The sequence below is a fragment of the Streptomyces roseochromogenus subsp. oscitans DS 12.976 genome, assembly GCF_000497445.1.
GTDB lineage: Bacteria > Actinomycetota > Actinomycetes > Streptomycetales > Streptomycetaceae > Streptomyces > Streptomyces oscitans.
The window spans coordinates 9,122,129-9,141,282 of record NZ_CM002285.1 but is presented as its reverse complement, the minus strand read 5'-3'; the positions used below and the strand labels follow the sequence as shown (position 1 = coordinate 9,141,282).

General features: G+C 70.2%; 16 protein-coding genes and 1 pseudogene. 6 read left to right on the top strand and 11 right to left on the bottom strand.

From position 1 onward, the window contains the following. Positions 1-276: 276 nt before the first annotated feature. A complete protein-coding gene (locus M878_RS89235) occupies positions 277-963 on the bottom strand; it encodes a pyridoxamine 5'-phosphate oxidase family protein (RefSeq protein WP_031227196.1) in 687 nt (228 codons plus the stop codon). A 99-nt stretch (positions 964-1,062) separates the two neighbouring features. Beyond that, entirely contained in the window at positions 1,063-2,133 is a 1,071-nt protein-coding gene (locus tag M878_RS89230) for a zinc-dependent alcohol dehydrogenase family protein (RefSeq protein ID WP_031227195.1), read from the bottom strand. Between the two features lie 231 nt (positions 2,134-2,364). Here M878_RS89230 and M878_RS50165 point away from each other — a divergent pair, with 231 nt between their 5' ends. The 3 genes and pseudogenes from M878_RS50165 (at position 2,365) to M878_RS89220 (ending at position 3,994) form a co-directional block, all read left to right on the top strand. Further along, positions 2,365-2,757: an STAS domain-containing protein gene (locus M878_RS50165; RefSeq protein WP_023553391.1), complete on the top strand. Its 393-nt coding sequence runs from the start codon at positions 2,365-2,367 to the stop codon at positions 2,755-2,757. A gap of 44 nt (positions 2,758-2,801) precedes the next feature. Continuing rightward, positions 2,802-3,110, top strand: a pseudogene (locus tag M878_RS95520) (CBS domain-containing protein); the annotation flags it as partial. Positions 3,111-3,292: 182 nt separating this feature from the next. After that, complete coding sequence (locus tag M878_RS89220) at positions 3,293-3,994, top strand: response regulator (protein WP_023553389.1); 702 nt, start codon at positions 3,293-3,295, stop codon at positions 3,992-3,994. 44 nt (positions 3,995-4,038) lie between these two features. Here the strand turns inward: M878_RS89220 and M878_RS89215 are convergent, their stop codons facing one another. From M878_RS89215 to M878_RS89200, 4 genes are all read right to left on the bottom strand, one after another. Beyond that, the gene (locus tag M878_RS89215) at positions 4,039-4,482 is read right to left on the bottom strand and encodes a universal stress protein (protein ID WP_023553388.1); all 444 of its coding nucleotides are present in this window, start codon (positions 4,480-4,482) and stop codon (positions 4,039-4,041) included. A gap of 170 nt (positions 4,483-4,652) precedes the next feature. Beyond that, positions 4,653-7,403 carry a bifunctional YncE family protein/alkaline phosphatase family protein gene (locus tag M878_RS89210; protein ID WP_023553387.1) on the bottom strand — a complete coding sequence of 917 codons (2,751 nt, stop codon included), beginning with the start codon at positions 7,401-7,403 and terminating at the stop codon, positions 4,653-4,655. A gap of 7 nt (positions 7,404-7,410) precedes the next feature. Then, complete coding sequence (locus tag M878_RS89205) at positions 7,411-8,793, bottom strand: ABC transporter permease (RefSeq protein ID WP_023553386.1); 1,383 nt, start codon at positions 8,791-8,793, stop codon at positions 7,411-7,413. Then, on the bottom strand, positions 8,790-9,779 hold the full coding sequence (locus M878_RS89200) for an ABC transporter ATP-binding protein (protein WP_023553385.1): 990 nt from the start codon (positions 9,777-9,779) through the stop codon (positions 8,790-8,792). The genes M878_RS89205 and M878_RS89200 overlap by 4 nt, the downstream gene beginning before the upstream one ends. 303 nt (positions 9,780-10,082) lie before the next feature. Here M878_RS89200 and M878_RS89195 point away from each other — a divergent pair, with 303 nt between their 5' ends. Next, positions 10,083-10,622: a hypothetical protein gene (locus M878_RS89195; RefSeq protein ID WP_280923676.1), complete on the top strand. Its 540-nt coding sequence runs from the start codon at positions 10,083-10,085 to the stop codon at positions 10,620-10,622. 580 nt (positions 10,623-11,202) lie between these two features. Further along, positions 11,203-12,447, top strand: a complete 1,245-nt coding sequence (locus M878_RS89190) for a pyridoxal phosphate-dependent aminotransferase (RefSeq protein WP_342452761.1) — start codon at positions 11,203-11,205, stop codon at positions 12,445-12,447. Between the two features lie 50 nt (positions 12,448-12,497). Here M878_RS89190 and M878_RS89185 read toward each other — a convergent pair whose 3' ends face one another. Then, the gene (locus tag M878_RS89185) at positions 12,498-13,397 is read right to left on the bottom strand and encodes a MurR/RpiR family transcriptional regulator (RefSeq protein WP_023553382.1); all 900 of its coding nucleotides are present in this window, start codon (positions 13,395-13,397) and stop codon (positions 12,498-12,500) included. Positions 13,398-13,440: 43 nt separating this feature from the next. Continuing rightward, on the bottom strand, positions 13,441-14,580 hold the full coding sequence (locus M878_RS92625; RefSeq protein ID WP_023553381.1) for a C45 family autoproteolytic acyltransferase/hydrolase: 1,140 nt from the start codon (positions 14,578-14,580) through the stop codon (positions 13,441-13,443). A gap of 154 nt (positions 14,581-14,734) precedes the next feature. On the opposite strand from M878_RS92625, the gene M878_RS89180 reads away from it, so the two are divergent. Next, the gene (locus M878_RS89180; protein WP_023553380.1) at positions 14,735-16,150 is read left to right on the top strand and encodes an amino acid permease; all 1,416 of its coding nucleotides are present in this window, start codon (positions 14,735-14,737) and stop codon (positions 16,148-16,150) included. A gap of 628 nt (positions 16,151-16,778) precedes the next feature. On the opposite strand, the gene M878_RS89175 is transcribed toward M878_RS89180, so the two are convergent. The 3 genes from M878_RS89175 to M878_RS000000100755 all read right to left on the bottom strand — a co-directional run bounded on the left by M878_RS89175 (position 16,779) and on the right by M878_RS000000100755 (position 18,872). Next, positions 16,779-17,636: an SAM-dependent methyltransferase gene (locus M878_RS89175; protein WP_023553379.1), complete on the bottom strand. Its 858-nt coding sequence runs from the start codon at positions 17,634-17,636 to the stop codon at positions 16,779-16,781. 38 nt (positions 17,637-17,674) lie between these two features. Beyond that, on the bottom strand, positions 17,675-17,884 hold the full coding sequence (locus M878_RS97965; RefSeq protein WP_023553378.1) for a hypothetical protein: 210 nt from the start codon (positions 17,882-17,884) through the stop codon (positions 17,675-17,677). Positions 17,885-18,602: 718 nt separating this feature from the next. Continuing rightward, positions 18,603-18,872 carry a hypothetical protein gene (locus tag M878_RS000000100755; RefSeq protein WP_245238317.1) on the bottom strand — a complete coding sequence of 90 codons (270 nt, stop codon included), beginning with the start codon at positions 18,870-18,872 and terminating at the stop codon, positions 18,603-18,605. Between the last annotated feature and the right edge of the window lie 282 nt (positions 18,873-19,154).

The following is a 19,154-nucleotide window of genomic DNA, read 5'->3' as shown; positions in this document are numbered from 1 at the left end:
CACCGCGGCCCACCTGCCGCCCGCCCCGGCCGAGCCGATCAGCCCGGTCAGGGGCCGAGAGCACCTCCCTGGCGGCCCGCTCCCGTCCGACGGCCGCCAAGGTCCCCTACGTGTACGACTTCCAGGACGGCACCGACACTTGGCCGGCCCGCCTTCCTCTGTGTACCTCGACTGTGTACCTCGACGGCGACCGGACTGTGGCCGAGGACCGAACGGCACTGGAGAGGCACGAGGCCATCGCCCCGGACGCCGGATCGAGGGGAGTGCCGGCCGCGCTCAGGTCGTGATCCGGCGCCCGGTCACCGTGTGGGGCTCGATGCTCACCCACACATGGCGCTCCCCGCCCGCCCAAGGGGTGCTGTACGCCTGCTCGGTGAACCAACGCATGTCCCGCGGGTCGGTCACCGTCCGCGCGGGTCCACGCACCAGAACGCTCCAGCCCTGGCTGAAGGCGTCGTCGATGCGGTCGACCTCCAAGGCCACTTCCTGGCCGGCCGCGAGGGACGGGGTCGCGCCGAGGCCGGTCCGGAATACGATCGAACCGTCGATGACGCTGTAGTTCACGGGCATGATCACCGGCCCGGTGGCGGTGGACACCGCAAGCCGGCCCACTCCGTGCGAGCCCAGCAGCGCCCGGCACTCGCCGGATCCCATCTCGGTCAAACGGGGTTCGCGTACGGCACGGCCGAGGCCGAGTGGCAGGTCGGCGGCGGCGCCGGTCAGCTCGGTCACCGTGGTCTCCAGCGCCTTGGCCAGCCTGGTCAGGGGGCCGGTGCCGGGGGCCGCACCGGGATGCTCCTCCAGATATCCGAGATAGCCGACGGCCATGTCGGCACGGTCGGCCACCTCGCCTCGGGTCAGGCCGAGCCGTGCCCGCCGGGCGGCCAGCCGCCGGCCCAGGTCGCCCAGTGGCACCTCGGTCACCGCGTCCGCTCGCCTCGTCGGTGTCGTGTGTCGGGTCATGGCCGGCCCGTTCCCTTCGCCCGGCGTCGCCTCGGTCGCGACGTTCGCCAGGTCGGCTCTCGTCGTCTGTTCGGTCATGGCCGGCACGCTCCTTCTCCATCAGGCCGCGGGAACGGCGACTTCCGCGTGCTGCTCCCCGCCGAGCACCACCTTGAGCGCGCCGGTCTGGGCGGCCTTGGCGAAGACGTCGTACGCCTCCGCCATCTGCTCCAGCGGGAACGTGTGGGTGACCAGTTGCCCCGTCGGCAGCCGGCCTGCGGTGGCCAGCCGCAGCAGGACGGGCGTGGAGTAGGTGTCCACCAGGCCGGTCGTGATGGTCACGTCCTTGCTCCACAGGTCTTCGAGGTGCAGCGTGGCGGGCTTGCCGTGCACGCCGATGTTGGCCACATGCCCGCCGGGACGGACCATGCGGGTGCACAGCTCGAAGCTCTCCGGTACGCCGACCGCCTCCATGACCACGTCCGCGCCGAGTCCGTCGGTCAGGTCGGCGACCAGTTGGCCGGGTGCCTCGTGGACATCGGCCACGGCGTCTGCGCCGAGCCTCCGGGCGGCCTCCAGCCGGGCCGGTGCCAGATCGACCGAGATGATCCGTTCCGGAGCGAACAAGCGGGCCGTGGCGATCGCCGCGAGCCCGATCGGTCCGGCGCCGACGATCACCACGGTGTCCCCGGGGCGTACCTGCCCGTTGAGGACGCCCACCTCGTAGGAGGTCGGGAAGATGTCCGCGAACAGGACGGCGTCCTCGCCGCGCAGGGTGGCGGGCAACGGGTGGACGGACAGGTCGGCGTAGGGCACACGGACGTACTCGGCCTGGGTGCCGTCGATCAGATGGCCCAGGATCCAGCCTCCGCCGCCCCGGCACTGCCCGTAGGCGCCGTCCCGGCAGAACCGGCACCGGCCGCAGGAACTGACGCAGGAGATCAGCACCCGGTCCCCGGGCCGTACGGAGCGCACATCGCCGCCGATCTCGACGATCTCGCCGACCGCCTCATGGCCGAGCACCGTGCCGGAGCGGACCTCGGGGACGTCGCCCTTGAGGATGTGCAGGTCCGTCCCGCATATGGTGACGACACCGACCTTCACGATGGCGTCGGTGGGTTCCTTGAGGGCGGGGTCCGGGACGTCCTGCCAGGACGCCTGTCCCGGACCGTGGAAGACGAAGCCCTTCATGGCAGCTCCCTGTTCCTCTTCGTCGGCCCACTTGCTCTTCGTCGGCCCGCCGCGGGTTCCGTGATTCCGGCACGAGACCGAGACCGCCCGCACATACAGCTTCGCCACTGGCCCGTCGGTCCCGCTTGGGCCGTCCGGCCCTGCCGCGCGGGCGAGCCTGCCCCGTATGGACCGGCGCCCAGGGCCGAACGGCCCTACCGCTCGGTCCCGCGTCCCCGTTTCCCTCGTGCCATGTCCGAGAGCGACCCGGCCGGCGTGGCGGCGGACCACACCGAACAGGACGTGGTCAAGGCCCAGCGCGTGGCCGACGGGACCACCGTCGTGTCTCTGCACGGCGCCATCGACGCGCTGACCGCGCCGACCCTGTCGGAACGGCTCGACGTCCTGACCGCGTGCCACCGCCCCGACCTGGTGCTGGACCTGCGGCCGGTCACGTTCATCGACTGCGCCGGCCTCGGGGTCCTGTGCCGCACACGCAACCGCACGCTGGCCCGGCGGGGCCGGTTGAGGCTGGTCACGGAGAGCGCGGCCTTCCGGCGGATCTTGCGGGTGACGGGCCTGGGGGACGTCTTCGAGCTGCATGCACAACTCCCCCAGCCTCAGGCCGGGGCCCCATACGGCTGACGTGCGCCCAGCCGACCGGGAACCGAACGGCCCACCCGGGAGGCCTGGTGGCCGCCGTCGGTCGGCACGCCCCCGTCGAGGAGATCATGCCGCTGATGCGGGACCGACAGGTCAGCACCCTGCCCGTGCTGGAGGGCGCGGGCCGGGTCGTCGGCGTGGTCTACGAGGCCGACGCCCCCACCGCCGAGAACCTCATGCCGTCCCCCGCCGTCACCGTCCGGGCCGACGCCACCCTTGCCGAGGCCGCACACACCATGGCATGAGAGCGAGTCAAGCGGCTGCCGGTGGTGGACGAGGCGGGGCTGCTCCGGGGCATTGTCAGCCGCGCCGATCTGCTCAAGGTCTTCCCGCGCGCGGGGACGACATCGCCAGGAGGCCCGCTGCCAGGTCGTGTCGTACGCGGTTCGACATCGCGCGCGACGATCATGGAGTGAGTGGGGCCGGTCGGCCCTAGCCCGTACGACGCCGATGGATGGATGATCAGCCTCGTGGACAGCCCGCGGTCTGTCTGTACCCGGGGAAACGAGAGGTCGTCATGACCGAGACACGCATCTTCACGGAGCAGCACCCGATCCGCGTGTTCCTGCTGGATGATCACGAGGTCGTACGGCGCGGTCTCACGGACCTGCTCGACGCCGAACCGGACATCTCGGTGGTCGGCGACGCGGACACCGCCGAGCACGCCCTCGTCCGCGGCCCCGCGCTGCGGCCCGACGTCGCCGTGCTGGACGTACGGCTGCCGGACGGGGACGGCATCTCGGTCTGCCGGGAGCTGCGCAGCCGGATGCCGGAACTCGCGTGTCTGATGCTGACCTCGTTCGACGATGAGGACGCCCTGCTGAACGCCATCATGGCCGGCGCCTCGGGATATGTGCTGAAGCAGATCAAGGGGTCGGATCTCGTCTCCGCGGTACGCACCGTCGCCTCGGGGCAGTCGATGCTCGACCCGGCGACCACCGCCCGCCTGATGCGCTCCCTGCGCACCGATCCGGCGGAAACGCCCTCGCTGCCGTCCGAACTGGCGGGCCTGTCGCCGCGGGAACGGGACATCCTCGCGCTGATCGGGGACGGTCTCACGAACCGCGAGATCGGCAGGAAGCTGTATCTGTCGGAGAAGACCGTCAAGAACCACATCTCCCGGATGCTGTCCAAACTCGGCGTCCAGCGCCGGGTCCAGGCGGCGGTCCTCGCGTCCCACCTGGAACCGCGGGGCTCCGGGGAACACGTGAACCGCTGAAGGGCACCCGGGCCCGGACCCACCCAGACCCTCAGGGACTCAGGTCACCGCTTCTGGGCCCGCACGATCACGACCGGGCAGCTCGCATGCTGCGACACATGCTGGCTGACCGAGCCGAGCAGAGCGGCCGCGAACCCGCCCCTGCCCCTGCTGCCGACGACCAGGACCTCGGCTCCTTCGGCCGCGCGCAGCAGCACGTCGGCGGGGTTGCCGTGCACCACATGGCTGCGGACCGAGTCGGCCGCGTCCGGGCCGAGCACGTCGGTCAGCTCCTTCCGCATGCGCTGCCGGGTCTCCTCCTCGTCGACGTCCATGTCCACGGCGGGCGCCGACCAGCCGTACAGCCCCGGCAGCTCCCACACCGCGACCGCCTCCACGGTGCCGCCGACGAGTCCCGCGTAGCGCACGGCCCAGCGCAGGGCCTCGTACGAGGACGACGACCCGTCGACACCGACGACCACCCGACGCTCGGAGGCATCCCGTTCCATGTGTCCCACCTCTCCCATGGCTCACCCACCCCGTCGACTGCCCCTCCGTTTCCACGCTGCACGCGCTCCCGCCATCCCGCCATCCCGCCGGGCGGACGCGTCCGGAGACGGCGAGGGCCCTTGGCCGGCGGTGATGCCGGCCAAGGGCCCTCGGCCTGAGCCAGGCTGCGTCAGCCGTCGTTCTCCGTGGACGGGATGTACGCGCCCGGTACGTCGTTCGGGGCGTAGATCTTGTTCTCACCGGGGTACGGCTTGGTCCAGTTGTAGGTCTCGTACCACGTGAGGTGGTTCATCTGCGCGGGGTTCGCGTAGTCGGGCACGGCGTTGGTGCCGGTCAGCCGCTGCTGCGACTTCCAGGCGTTCCACTGGGCCGCGAGCGACTGCTTGTCCGCCGGTACCTTCGCCGACGGCACGACCGCCGCCTTGGGGTCCTGCGCGGCCGGGTTGTCCACTCCGCAGGAGGGCGGGGTCTGCAGGCCGTCGGTCAGCGAGGTCCGGTTGGGCAGCGCGGTGAACGGCGTGTAGTCCGGCCTCCGGGTGAACGCCCCGGTCATCGGCGTGGCCGCACTGTCCTTCTGGTTCATCGGGTGGATCCCGAGGATCTGCTCGATGGTCCGGATCATCGTGATCTGCGAGTAGTAGTGGTCGTCGACGGTGCCGTGCTGGGCCCAGGGGCTGATGATCTGGATCGGGGCGCGGTGGCCGTCGATGTGGTCGAGGCCGGCCTGGGAGTCGTCCTCGACGACGAAGATCGCCGAGTCCTTCCAGTACTTGCTCTGGGAGATCTCGTCGACGATCCGGCCGGTCGCGAGGTCGTTGTCGGCGACCTGGGCGGCCGGGCTCGCCGGACCACCGGTGTGGTCGCTGGAGAGCCAGAACATGTTCAGGTTCGCCGGACCGTTCTTCTCGAAGTCCTGCTTCCAGATCTGCTCCCGGTAGACGTCCGGGACGCTGGTGTCGAACTTCGGGAAACCGGGCACCGACACGCTGTTGAGCGACGGGATCGGCGAGGACGAGTTCAGCGGGTAGGCGGTGCCCTGCCCGGTCGCGGCCATGTTCTTGGCGTCGCAGTACAGGTTCTGCCAGCTCGCGTCCGCCGGCTTGGTCAGGAACTGCTGGAACTCGCCGAAGTCCCGCACGCTGTTGCCGGCCGCCTGCGCACCGCTCCACAGGAAGCCCGACTTCTGGTGGCCGAGAGCGTCGTCCTCGGTGTCGTAGCTGCGCGCGTACTCACCGGCCGAGGACTCGGTGTACTCCGGGTTGTCGGCCTGCATCAGCCAGTTGTGGCCCTCGGCGGAGTTCGTGCCGATGTCGTAGGTGTTGTCGTACAGCCCGAACTGCTCGGCCAGCGCGTGCTGGTTCGGCGTCACGTTCTCGCCGAACTGTGTCAGCGACGGGTCGCCGTTGCCCTTCGGGATGTCGCCGTAGACCTGGTCGTAGGTCCGGTTCTCCTTGACGATGAGGAAGACGTGCTTGATCGTCGAAGGGTCGCCGATCCGCCGCGGGACCGGCACCGGCTGCGCGTGGCTCGTGCCCTGGGCCAGCCTGACCGAGCCGGGGGTCCAGCCGTTCTGCTGGAAGACCTTGGCGGTCTCGGCCCTGATGACCCGGTCGCCGGGCAGCGTGAACTGGGTGAGGCTGGACGTCGTGTCATGGGTGCCGTGGCCGGCGCTGTCGGGGCGGCGAGCGTCGATACCACGGGTGTTGGAGACGACGACCTTCTTGCCCACGGTGGTGATCTCCGCGGGGAAGTAGTCCGTCGGGAGCAGGCCGACGTAGCTGACCGGTTCCTGGGGGGAGGTGTACCGGTAGACGGCCACGGCATTGGCGCGGCCGAGGGTCACCAGCAGGTGGCCGTCGTCGGTGAGGGTCACCGCGTCGGGCTCGTACCCGACGGACGCCTCCGGCCACGGCTGGGTGGAGATGGTCTGTACGACCTTGTCCTTGGCGGTGTTGATGACGGACACGTTGTTGTCCGCGGTGTTGGTGACGAACACCGCTCCGTGCTTGGCGTACACGGCCGTCGGGTGCAGACCTACGTCGATGCTGCCGACGGCGGCGGACGGGTCCTCCAGGTCGATGACGCTGACCGTGCCGGTCGTGGTGGCACCGGTCTTCGGGTTGGCGGGCACCTGGGTGCCATAGGAGTTGATCGTGGTGTCGTCGGGCTTCGCCGGACGACCGCCCTCGTTGCTGACGTAGAGCTTGCCGCCGACCTGGACCATGCCGCGCGGGGCGTTGCCCACGGACCAGCTCTGCTTGACGGTCCCGGTCGCCGCGTCGATGGCGACCACCTTGTTCTGGCCGTTGACCGCGGAGTACACGGTGGAGCCGTCGGCCGAGAACACCGCCGCGGCCACCAGGGCGTGCTTGCTGCCGTCAGCGGGAATCCTGACGGTCGTCGGGTTGGCGAGGGTGCCGTCCGCGTTCACGGTGAACTTGGTGTAGCCGTCGGTCTGACCGAGCCACAGCTGCTTGCCGTCGGGCGAGTACGTCGGGCCTTCCTGGCCGACGGACCCACTGCTGATGCGCAGGTCGTCCGCCGCGTTGGTGCCGACGCGCTGCTTGATCTGCCCGGTCTCGAGGTCCACGACGACCAGCGCCGCATCGCCGTCGGTGACCGCAGCCGCGAGGTGGCTGCCGTCCGGGCTGACCGTGGACGACATGATTTTGCCGTCGTTGAGGACGAGGCGGTTGCCGTACGGGGAGATGTACTGGTCGCCGGCGACGACCTGGCCCTTGGCGGTGACCTGGCCGACCTGATCGGTGCTGAACTGGCGCGTGGACGCGACGGCGGTTCCGGTGGCCAGGGCGACCGTGGTGATGCATGCCGTGACCAGCGTCGCCCGGCGGCCGACTCGTCTGCCGAACAGGTCGAAGTACTCCTTCTCGACTGGACGGCGGCGGCGAGTTACCTGCATGGAGGAGTCATCCCTTCGCGGTGGCGGGAAGCAGGTCGACATTGCCGTCGAACTGCCAGAGCGGGTTCGGTGCGTCTCCGGTGGCGGTCCGCACCAGGAAGTAGCCGTTCACTTCCTTCGGTCCGTCGCCGTCGGCCACGAACCGCCCGTCTGCGGTGATGTCGAGCTGGTAGATGGCCTGTCCTGTGGCCTGGACGCCGGGCAGATGCCAGGAGACGACGCAACGCCAGTCGTTGCCGGCGCCCTCGGCGTCGTCCTTGACGTCGCCCTTGGTGCAGGCCGCCGTGGACTTCAGCTGTGCCTCGGTCACGGCCGGGCGGTTGAGCTGGGCGGTCTGCATCCGGTACAGATGGGCGAAATCCTCGGCGAGCGAGACCTGTACCTTGTCCTGCCGGATCCCGGAGCCCGTGGTCGCGCCGGTCGTCACGGCGACGACCGCGACCGTGACGGCGACCAGCCCGGCGAGCGGCAGCAACCCGGCGGTGACCGCGCGCCGCGCCGATCCGTCGTCGGTCAGGTTGGTGAAGTCGCGCCGCAGGAAGAGCAGATAGGCGATCAGCGTCGCCATCACGGCCCAGACCAGGCTGACCACGATGCCGATGACGAGCGGGCCGAGCTGTGCCGGGCTGGTGAACAGGCCGTTCCAGGCGATGAACGCCCAGCTGGGCAGGGCGAGTCGTACGGCGACGGGCAGCGGCAGCATCTGGGCGACCTGCATCGCGAGCGCGACGACCGCCGGCAGCAGCAGTCCCATCGGGGACCGCCCCAGTGCGACGGACCCGAGGAGGCCGATACCGGCGAGGGCGAGGGTCGGGGCGAGCACGCAGACCCAGGCGAGCAGGACCTTGCCTGCGGCGCCCCCCGGGGAGAGCAGATGGCCGTCGAGGCCGACGAGGGGATGGTTGCCGACCGCCAGCAGGCCGCCGACCGTACTCGAAGCGGCCAGTCCGGCCACGAGCAGCAGAATCACGGTGAGACTCGCCAGCGCCTTCGCCGCGAAGATGCGGCGAGGCGAGCGGATCGCCACCAGCAGATGCCGCCAGGTGCCGAGCCGGTCCTCGGAGGCGAACACATCACCGGCGACCACCGAGGTCAGCAGCGGCAGCGCCCAGGTGCCCGAGAAGCCGAGGATGACCAGCGGTCCGGCCCAGCCCGTGGCGAGCATCCACCGGCCGAAGAGGGTGTCGGCGGGCAGCGTGCTCTGCTGGCTCACTCCGGCGACGAAGAGCGCCGGCGCGATCCAGCAGGCGGGGACCAGCAGACGGATCCGCCACTGGGAGACGAGCTTGACGAGTTCGAAGCGGTAGCCGCGCGCAACCGAGACACGGGGGGAGCCGGCGTTGGACGCGGGGGTGGGGGCTACGGCGGTCGCGGATGCGGACGCGGTCATCGGCCGGCCTCCTGCTGCTGGGCGTCGGTCTCGCACGGCTGGGCATCGGTCTCCTGCGGCTGCTGCTCGGTGAGGGCCAGGAACGCGGCCTCCAGCGGGGACACCACGGGGGCGAGTTCACGCAGCGCCAGGCCCGCCTGCACCAGTCGCACCAACAGTTCGTCGAGGGCGGGCACCAACGCCCGTACGACGAGCACCTCGGCGCTGTGGCGCCCTCCCGGGTCCTCGACGACGCGCACCCCGGGCGTGCCGGCGGCCAGCCGGCGGGCGGCCGGCGGGTCGGAGGTGACCAGCCGGTAGTCGAGTTCGCGGTTCTCGGCGGCCAGCTTGCTCAGCGGACCGGAGAAGACGATCCGCCCGGTGGCGAGGATGGTGACCTCGGAACACAGTGCCTCGAGGTCGTCCATGCGGTGGCTCGACAGCACGACACCGGTGCCTTCCGCGGCGAGCCGCGCGAGGACGCCGTGCACATGTTTCTTGCCTGCCGGGTCGAGGCCGTTGGACGGCTCGTCGAGCACGAGCAGCCGGGGCTTGGTGAGCAGGGCGGCGGCGAGTCCCAGCCGTTGACGCATGCCCAGCGAGAAGCCGCGGGCCCGGTCGTCGGCGACGTCGGCGAGGCCGACCTGTTCGAGCGCGTCGTCAACGCCCGCCGTGCGCACGTCCTGGCCGCGCAGCGCGGCCAGCGCGGCGAGGTTCTGCCGGGCGGTGAGGGAAGGGTAGAGCCCCGGCCCGTCCACGAACCCGGCGACACCGTCGGGAACGGCGAACGTCCGGCCCACCGGTGAGCCGAGGATCTCCAGCCGGCCCCCGTCGGCCACGGTCAGGCCGAGCATGAGCCCGAGGAGCGTCGTCTTGCCGGCACCGTTCGGTCCGACCAGGCCGTGGATCTGTCCCTGCGCCACATCCAGATCGACGCCGTCGAGTGCGACGACGTCACCGAAACTCTTGGTGATCCCCCGTGCCCGGATCGCGAGAGGTGTGTCCATGAGCCCCTTCTTTCGAAACCCTCAGGGACCCTAGGGACGGCACACAACTCTCACGGCAATAGCCAGTTGAACGCTCAGGGAACGGAAGACAACAGACATCCGCCGCGCCGATAGCCGTAAGGACCCGCCAATATCCTTGCCACATGAGGAACATGACTATCCATCAGATCTGCGCGGATACTTGTTCACATCCATGAACTATGCACAAGTGCATGCACTTCGCGTCCACTCCCGTGCCAGACTCGCTGCTCAACGCCCAGCCGCACTGCTTCTTGGCCGCACTGCTTACTTGGAGGCCCATCCATGAGCATGTCCCGGCGCACTGTGCTCGCCGTCGCAGCCGGCGCCAGGGCAACCGCCGCCTCGTCCGCGCAGGCCGTGGCGGCGTCCGGCGGCCAGGGCTCGGCAACGGCCGGGCCCGCGCTGCGCGCGGCGGCCGACTACGCGGTGGAGAAGTTGCGCGCTGTCGCGCCGGGGGTGAGCGCCTTTCCCGTGGGCACGAAGTTCGAGAAATGGGTCTTCTCCCAGAATGGCGACTGGGTGGGCGGATTCTGGCCCGGGACCCTGTGGATGGCATATCTCCACAGCAAGGACGAGACATTCCGCACGCCGGCCCTCGACTCCGCCCGCAAGCTCGCTCCGCGCCGGTACGACACGAGCACCCACGACCTCGGCTTCCTCTTCCACCCGTCCTGGGTCACCGCCTGGCGGCTGACGGGCGACGACAGCTGGCGTGTGGGCGCGATACAGGCGGCCGGCTCACTGATCCAGCGATACAACTCCAGGGACCGCATCTTCGTGAGCACCGGTTGCTGCAGGGATGGCGTTTTCCGCACGCAGTGAGCACGGTTCGTGGGTGCGGATCACGAGCAGAACATCCGAGCGGGCTGCCATCGGCGGTCGCTCTGCGTAGCGCCTGTTGTCTTCGGCCTTCCGCCGCAAGGGCACCGAGGTTGCGCGGATGGTGCGTTGTGAATGAGTTCTCCGGTGGTGCTGCTGGGGCGGGGAGTGCACCAAGGATCGGGGCGGACCCCCGGTTTCGCTGACCGGGGGTCCACAGCCGTATATGGCAACGCGTGCGTCAGGGACGGCTCAGCGATCGGACGGTCCACCCGGCTGCGCGCCCGGTCTCGGTGTTGAGGGTGACGCGGCCGTCGATGAGCTTCGGGCTCGCTGCGCGGGAGGTGAGCCGGTGCGGGTCGACGTGGGAGAACTGCGGCCACTCAGTCAGGTGCAGTCGACCCGAACGCGGCTTGGATCACTGCACGGGTCCCGCACTCCACCAGCGGCATCAGCCGGATCTTCGCAAACCCGGAGCAGCCCTCTGGCCCGAATGCAAGTCCATTTGCATATACTCTCGATTGTGCAGCTGCACTTGCTCTGCCCGTGCCGATCCCTGTGAGGAGAGTGGGGCGCCGTGACCATGCATTCGGCGACCTTGGCCATCGACGAGACACTGCGGGCCCGCCGGTCTGCGGGGGAGAAGGTGTTGCACCTGGGGTTCGGCGAGGCGGGGCTGCCGGTGCCGGATTCGGTCGCGCAGGTGTTGTCGGCGGCGGCCGGGCGCAACGGGTACGGGGCCGTCGTCGGGTCGCGGGAGGCCCGCGAGGCCGCTGCCGGGTGGTTCGGCCGGCGTGGGGTGGAGACGGAAGCCGAGCAGGTGCTGTTCGCCCCCGGTAGCAAGGCGCTGCTGTTCGCGCTGCTCGCCGTGCTGCCGGGGGACGTGGTGCTGCCGTGCCCGGCGTGGGTCAGCTATGCGGCCCAGACGGCTCTGGTGGGCAAGAAGACCATCAGTGTGCCGGTTCCGGCGGAGGCGGGCGGTGTTCCGGACCCGGAGCTGCTGGAGCGGGCGCTGGCCGACGCGCGGGCGGCCGGGGCGGACCCCGGTGTCCTGGTGGTGACGGTGCCGGACAATCCCACGGGGACGATCGCCCGCGAGGAGCACCTGCGTGCGGTCTGTGAGATCGCCGAGCGGCATGGTCTGGCAGTGGTCTGCGATGAGATCTACGCCGAGGTGTGCCACTTCGGGAAGGCTCCCAGCGCGCTCGGCTATCTGCCCGAACGGACCGTTGTCACCAGCGGGTTGAGCAAGTCGATGGCCCTGGGCGGTTGGCGCATCGGGTTCGCCCGGGTGCCGTCGGGTCCCTGGGGCGAACGGCTGATGGGCGAGCTTGTCGGGGTGGCCAGTGAGGTGTGGTCCAGCCTGGCTGCGCCGATGCAGGCCGCCGCCGCGTACATCCTGCAGGATCCGCCCGAGGTGCTGGCCCACATCGATGCCGCTCGCGGGCTGCACGCGACGGTCGCGGCGGCGGTGTACGAGCGGTTCACGGCGGCCGGTGCGGTCTGTTGCCGTCCCGAGGCGGGCTTCTACCTCTACCCGGACTTCGAACCGGTGCGGCCGGTGCTTGCCGGCCGGGGCATCGACACCGGTGCGGGGCTGGCCGCAGCCCTGCTGGAGGAGCACGGGGTCGGTGTGCTCGCCGGTGAGGCGTTCGGGGACGCGGTCGGCGGACTGCGTGCCCGGGTGGCGACAAGTCTGTTGTACGGGGAGTCCGAGGCGGAGCGCTGGGAGGCGTTGCGCAGCGACGACCCGCTGCGGCTCCCGTGGATCGCGGCCTCCCTGGAGCACCTGCGCGGGGCGCTCGCCGCGTTGACGGCGCGGGGCTGAGGTGTGCGTCCGCCGGGCGGGCCGCACGGGTGTAGTGCGGCGCCGGCGGGCTACGGCAGAGGTGTGTCCGGGGCGTAGGCGCCGAATTCCTTCAGCAGCTCTTCTTCCTGCAGCAATGTCGAACGCGCCTGGTGCCCGCGCAGTTGTGCGACCCCGGCGGCGAGCGCCTGGACCAGCGCGGTGAACGCGGTCAACGAGCGCAGCACCGACGGGCTGGAGGCGTCCACGAAGAAGACCTGCTCGGCCGAGGACGCCAGGGGTGAGGAGGGGTTGTCGGTCAGCGCCACGCAGCGGGCGCCGCGTGCTCGGGCCCAGGCCGCGGCCCGCACCGTCTCAGTGCTGTAGCGGCGGATCGCGATGGTCACGAAGCAGTCGCCCTCCCGGACCCGGCGCAGGTCGTCGGTGAGCGTGCCCGTGCCCAGCGTGACGGTTTCGACGTCCTCGCGCAGCATCCGCAGCAGGTAGCCGAGCAGATAGGCCGGGGCGTGGCACTTGCGCAGGCCCATGACGTGGACGCGGGGAGCCTCGGCCAGCGCCTTGACGGCGGCGTCCCAGGTTTCGGGGTTGATCCGGGCGAAGGTGCGGGCGATGTTTGCCCCCTCTTGTGCGGCCGTTTGTTGGAGCAGGTTTCCGCCGCCGGCCCCGAGCTGCTCCAAGTTGTCGTAGCGGCGCAGCAGGTGCACCTGTTCGCGCAGATGCTCCCGGCACAGTCTGGTCAGCCCGGGGTAGCCCTCGAGGCCGAGGCTGGTGGCGAAGCGCACCACGGTGGCCTCGTTGACACCGACGGCGGACGCCAGCTCCGAGATGGTCATGAACGCCACGCCTTCCGGGTCGGCCATGACACGCTCGGCCAGGAGGCGCTGGGAACGGGTCAGCGCCGTCGCCGGGTTGTGCAGGGTGGCGACGAGCGCGTCGTAGGTCTGCGGAGGTCGCTGCGATGCTGTGGCCATACGAGGAATTCTCTCTTGGAACGGCCGTGCCGCGGCCTCGGGGTCATCCGGTGGCGGGGGCGGCACGCCCCTGTGCGAAGTCCGACAGCGCCATCTCGGCGGTCTTCCCGGCCGGTCCGCGCACCGTGATCCCGTCGCCGGTGAGGTCGGCCACCACTGAGCACAGGGTCATCAGCGGGTCGGCGCCGGCGGCCGTGCGGTGCACCCCGTCGGGCAGCGGTGCCGAGGTGAGGATGTCCAAGTACCACTGCGCGTCGGGGTCGTCGGCGGGGACCGGCAGAGCGCTCAGGACCTTGCCACGGGCGACGCTCTCCTCGAACTGGCCCAGGCTGCGGGCCGCCCGCGCGCCGTCGTCCGTGGCCGGCGCGGCGATGGGGGCGTCGGCCGGTTCGGGCAGATGGCGCAGGTGGTTGGTGTGCCAGTGCAGGGGGTGGTGGACCGGGTCGGCCTCCACCACGGCGGTCCGTCCGGCGACGCTCTCCACGACGACGACCCGACCCTCGGCACGGTCGCCGATCGTGTAGGCGAAGCCGCCGGCGCTGGGGCGGGTGCGCAGGTGATCGACGGCCGCGTCCAGGGTCGGAGCCTGCTGGAGGGCGCGGGCGACGAAGTGCCGTCCCGGGGCGTCGGCCGGACGCGCGGCCTGGACGTGGTTGATGCCCCAGACCAGGCCGTTGCCGGTGGCCGTGAAAGTATTGGCGGGCAGGAAGCCCGGATACCACTGGACCGTCACCGGCGCATCCCCCTCGACGAGCAGGGTGAGCAGCATCAGCCGGCCGTCGAGGGCGGGTGCCCCGTCCTCGTTGTGCGCGACGTAGGAACGCGTCCGGCGCCAGCCGAGGTCAGTGCATCCGGTGCCGTCGTCGACGCCGAGGTCGCCGCGGAGGTTGGCCAGCAGCAGGTCGTGGAAGTCCACGCCGGCGCCGGCGGCGAGGGCGCGCAGCTCGGCCAGCTGTCGGCCGCACGCGGCGTGCGTGGCGTCCAGCACTCGGCCGACCCGGATCCGCCCTCGTTCGGTCGCCGCCCAACGGTGCAGCGCGGAGCGTTCGGGCAGGGCGTCCTGGACCGCGTGGACATCGGCGCGGGCGGCTTGGCCGAGGGCGCGGAACACTTCCGTCCGCTCCCCGGAGACGACCAGCCACCGCAGCCCGGCGAGTTCCTGCTCACGGATGCCTGCCGCCATCTTCCGACCTCCTGCCGGCCACGCTCCGCCGACCGCTTTCGCGGACCCGCTTGCCGCAACCCGTGACGTAAATTTAATTGCAGCGATACTACATCCTGCAATTCTGCTTGCATATCTTGTTGTTCCCGCCCCTCTCCCGAAGGTCAGGAACCCCGTGAAACCTTCCGCTCACTCCAACGGCTCTGCCCAACTGCGCGGTGCGCTGGGCAACCGGCAGATGACCATGATCGCGATCGGCGGCGTCATCGGCGCCGGGCTCTTCGTCGGCAGCGGCAGCGCCATCCGCGAGGCCGGACCCGCCGTACTGGTGGCCTACGCCGCCGTCGGCGCTCTGGCCGTCCTGGTGATGCGCATGCTGGCCGAGATGGCGGTCGCCCAGCCGGAGACCGGTTCCTTCTCCAGCTACGCCGGCCGCGAGCTGGGCCCCTGGGCCGGGCTGTCGGTGGGATGGCTGTATGCCTACCAGTGGTGCGTCACCGTCGGATTCGAAGCCATCGCCGGCGCCGCCGTCGCCCATCACATGCTGCCCTCCATACCCACCTGGCTGGCCGCGCTGGTCCTGATGGTCGCGTTGATCTCGGTCAACTTCGCACGCGTCGAGTCCTTCGGCACCTTCGAGTTCTGGTTCGCCATGATCAAGGTGGCGGCGATCATCGCCTTCCTGCTCATCGGCCTCGCCGCCGTGCTCGGCGCGCTCCCTGACACCAGCGCCCCCGGCACCGCCAACCTCCTCGGCCACGGCGGCTTCGCCCCCAACGGCTGGCTGGCCGTGCTCCAGGCGTCGTTGGTCGTCTTCTTCTCCTACTTCGGCACCGAGGTCGTCACCATCGCCGCCGGTGAGGCCAAGGATCCCGCCCGGGCAGTGCGGCGCGGCATCAACAGCGTCGTCTGGCGCATCCTGCTCTTCTACATCGGCTCGATCACCGTCGTGGTGATGCTGCTGCCCTGGAACTCCACCGCCGTCACCGACAGCCCCTACGTCGCCGTCCTGGGCCACCTCGGCGTGCCCTACGCCGACACTGCAATGAACTTCATCGTGCTCACCGCCGTCCTGTCCTGCCTCAACTCCGGGATCTACTCCTCCTCCCGGATGCTCCACTCCCTGGCCGAGCGAGGCGAGGCCCCGGCGCTGTTCGCCCGCACCACCCGGCTAGGCGTGCCCGCACCGGCCGTGATCGCCGCCTCCAGCATCGGACTGCTCACCGTCGTGGCCAACTACTTCCTGCCCACCACGGCCGTCTACCAGTTCCTGCTCGACTCCTCCGGCGCCGTCGCCGTCGTGGTCTACCTGTGCATCACGGTCACCCACCTGCGCGGGCATGCCCGGCTGATGCGGGAGCGGCCGGAAGCCCTCACCGTCCGTATGTGGGCCTACCCCTGGCTGAGCCTGCTCGTCCTGGCGGCACTCCTGGCCATCATCGTCGGCATGGCAGCCGACTCCGGAAGCCGGCGCTCGCTCCTGCTGACCCTCCTGGTCACCGTCTTCGCCGTCGTCGCTGGACTGATCACCCAGCGGGCCCGACACCTGAAGACCGCTGCCGAACCGGCGCCCTCACGCACCCTCGTCTGACCACGACCTCCCGCCGAACAACACCCCAGAACCGGAGGCACGCGCCTCGGTGGGTGGGGCGGGATGCCCCATTATCGGATGCCGCGCAGGGCGCGGGGACCGAGGCGAGCAGCAGGCGGGCCGACTCCAGGCGGCTCTCGTACGCGACCTGGCCGCCCGTCGTCGCCGAGGCGTAGTCGCCCGAGTAGTGCGCCATCCCGTGTACGGAACGAACCCGGCGCCACGGGTCCGACTCGTCGAAGTCCCTCAACCGCAGCAGATTGAACGGGACTTCGCGAGTCGACCCGTCGACGTACCAAATCGACGCCATGGGAGTGCTGTGCCATCAGTCAGTTCGCGTGCGGCGGACCGTGATCGGATCTCCGGCTGCGCGGGCGTCGACCGGGCCTGTCCGATGGGTCGTGTGACCGCTTGAGGCACAACTGGCTTCGGCCGGTGTGGGCCGGGGCGATCAATCGGATCAGCAATGGGCTTGATTGGGGCCGAATCTGTCAGGGGGCCTGCCTTGATCGCTGCTACATCACCCGGCGGGACGCCATACGCGATCGGCTGTCAGGTATCACCGTGGCCGGAGGGGGCTGGCTTGCACTGCAGGGCGCAGACGGTTGAGGCCCCGCCCCGTCCCGGATCAGCGTGGCGAAGGTTGGCGATGTGACTGCTGACTGGAGATGGTGGCGGTGACCAGCCAGCACGCCGATGTCCCGGGGCTGGTGTGCTCCATCGCCGCGGCGGGGGCGCGATGGTGGGCCACCGCCTGATGGATGATGTCATGGGCGTGTGCCTGCCAGCCGTGGCGTGCCAGCCAGGGTTCGGGTCGGCCGGGCAGCGCCGGGTGAGCTACGCCGACGCTGCCCAGATGCCGGCCGCTGGGAGCGGCCGCCAGCGTGCGTAAGGCTTCCGGGTTGTAGGTGAGGGCGAGCGTGCTGTCCGGTGCGGACAGGCGTCCGATCGCCGTCAACAGCCGGTCGGCGGACTCCACTTCGAGATAGGGCAGGAGCCCTTCGGCAAGCCAGGCGACCGGTTGCGCGGGATCCAGACCGACAGCGCACAAGGTAGCGGGCCAATCGTCGGTCAGGTCAATGGCCAGTGACGTGCGGTGGCAAGCTGCGGCCGCGTCCTGACGGGCGAGGACGGTTTCCTTGAACGCCAGCAGTTCGGGTGTGTCGAGTTCGTAGAGAGTGGTTCCGGGTGGCCAGGGCAGGCGGAAGGCTCGGGTGTCCAGGCCGGCGCCGAGCAGCACCACCTGTCGGACGCCGCCGGCAGTCACGCTCCTGAGGTGCTCATCGAAGAAGGCGGTCCGGGTCGCTACTGCCGCAGGAAGCGCTTCGCGGAACTCGGCGGGAGGCGTGCTTGCTTCCGCGCCGGCCGCGGCCAGGAAAGCAGCTGCGTAGTCGTCGGCGAACAGTCGGTCCGGGCGGCGGTGCTCCACCGCCCGGGCCCAGGCGACCCACAGAGCGGTCGTGCCCGGCGAGCGCGAGGAGATCACGTGACTCACGGTTTGTGCCGGCTCCACCGCGGACTGCTTCAGATGCCGCCGAGGCTGCCCAGAAGGTCGCCGAGGGGTCCAAGCCCGCCGCCACCGGCAGGCTTGGCGACGGCCTCCTTCGACAGGGAGGCGGCCTGTGAGTGCTGGGCCGCCGAGGCGGGCTGGGTGCCGACCAGGGCGAGGGTGACAAGGGCCAGGGGCAGCGCCGAGGTGATGACGGTGACGCGAGTGACGCGGACGGATCGCATGCTGTGACCTCCAGGATGATGGGTGAGGTGCCGCAGACCGCGCTGACTCCGTGCTCGTGGTCCCGCGGGCAATACCATGCCTAACGCATCGCGGGAGCGAGGAAACGCTGATCGGGCCGTACATCACTCGTGCGGGTACGACTCCATGGGCCGTCCGGGGTGCGGCCGCGGGCGGCAGCTTGTGTCCACGGCCCAAGTTCGGGTCTGTCTCCGGGGCTATGTGCGAAGCCAGAGACGAACGCGACGGTCTCGCGTGGCGGGCTGAGCACGAAGATCCGTGTGGCGGGTGAGGGAGGGCTGCGGCGCCCTTCCCGTACTCCTTCGTCAGACGCTCCTCGATCTCGACCAGGATCAGATTCCGCACCGGCCGGGACGATGACGTCGTCCAGGCAGCCACGAGCACCTACGCAGCACCGACTCACCCGACAACGGACGAGACAGATCCGTCCTCAGCCGTCCGGACCACAACAGCGCCATCAGAAGTGGCCCCCCTTCCTCGGGCGGCCGGTCACTCGCCAGCCGACGCTCGGCCGGGCCCAGTTCCTCGCCGTCCACGACCTGTACTCACGCTTGCTCCACCTCGCCCTCGGGCACCACACCGGGGCTCCGGTAGGCGGCCCAGGAACCGCACGTTCTCCAGCAGCACCCGATCTGCCCCGGACCAGATCTCGTACTCCCAGCCGTGCTGCCGAAACAGCTCACCTGGCCATGCCAGGGCTTACACGACCTCCGGGTCCTGCAGCCGGTCCGCGGGCTTGACGTTGACCACCCGCACTGTCCCCGAGCACATGACCAGCAGAAAGTCCGGCACATGGTGCTGCACCCGGTCGCCGACTCGAGCCGCCAGCCGACACGGCTGTCCGCCCGTCGTCGCGCACGCGTACTTGCCCGAGTGGTGGGTCATCCCGTGTACCGACCGGACATCCCGCCACGGCTTCGACTCCGTGAAGTCCGCCAACCGCAACTGCCGTACTGGCACTTCACGCACTGCTCCGTCCTCGTACCGGATCGACGCCATTGGAACCTTGCGCCTACGACGAGACCCGACGGAGATCGCCACTGACCGTAGTCAATGTCAACCGATGCGCACTCCTCGTGTCTGTGTTCTGTGAGCAATCAGGGCCACTGAGACGGCAATCTAGTGACCGTGCGTAGACATAGGTAGCCAAGTAGGCACTTGATCTTGTTGGGGCTCTCCTACTTCGTGGGGCCTTCGAGCCGCCGGGGACGGGGCCAGCACGACACCTTCCGCCATGCCTTCACGGGGCCG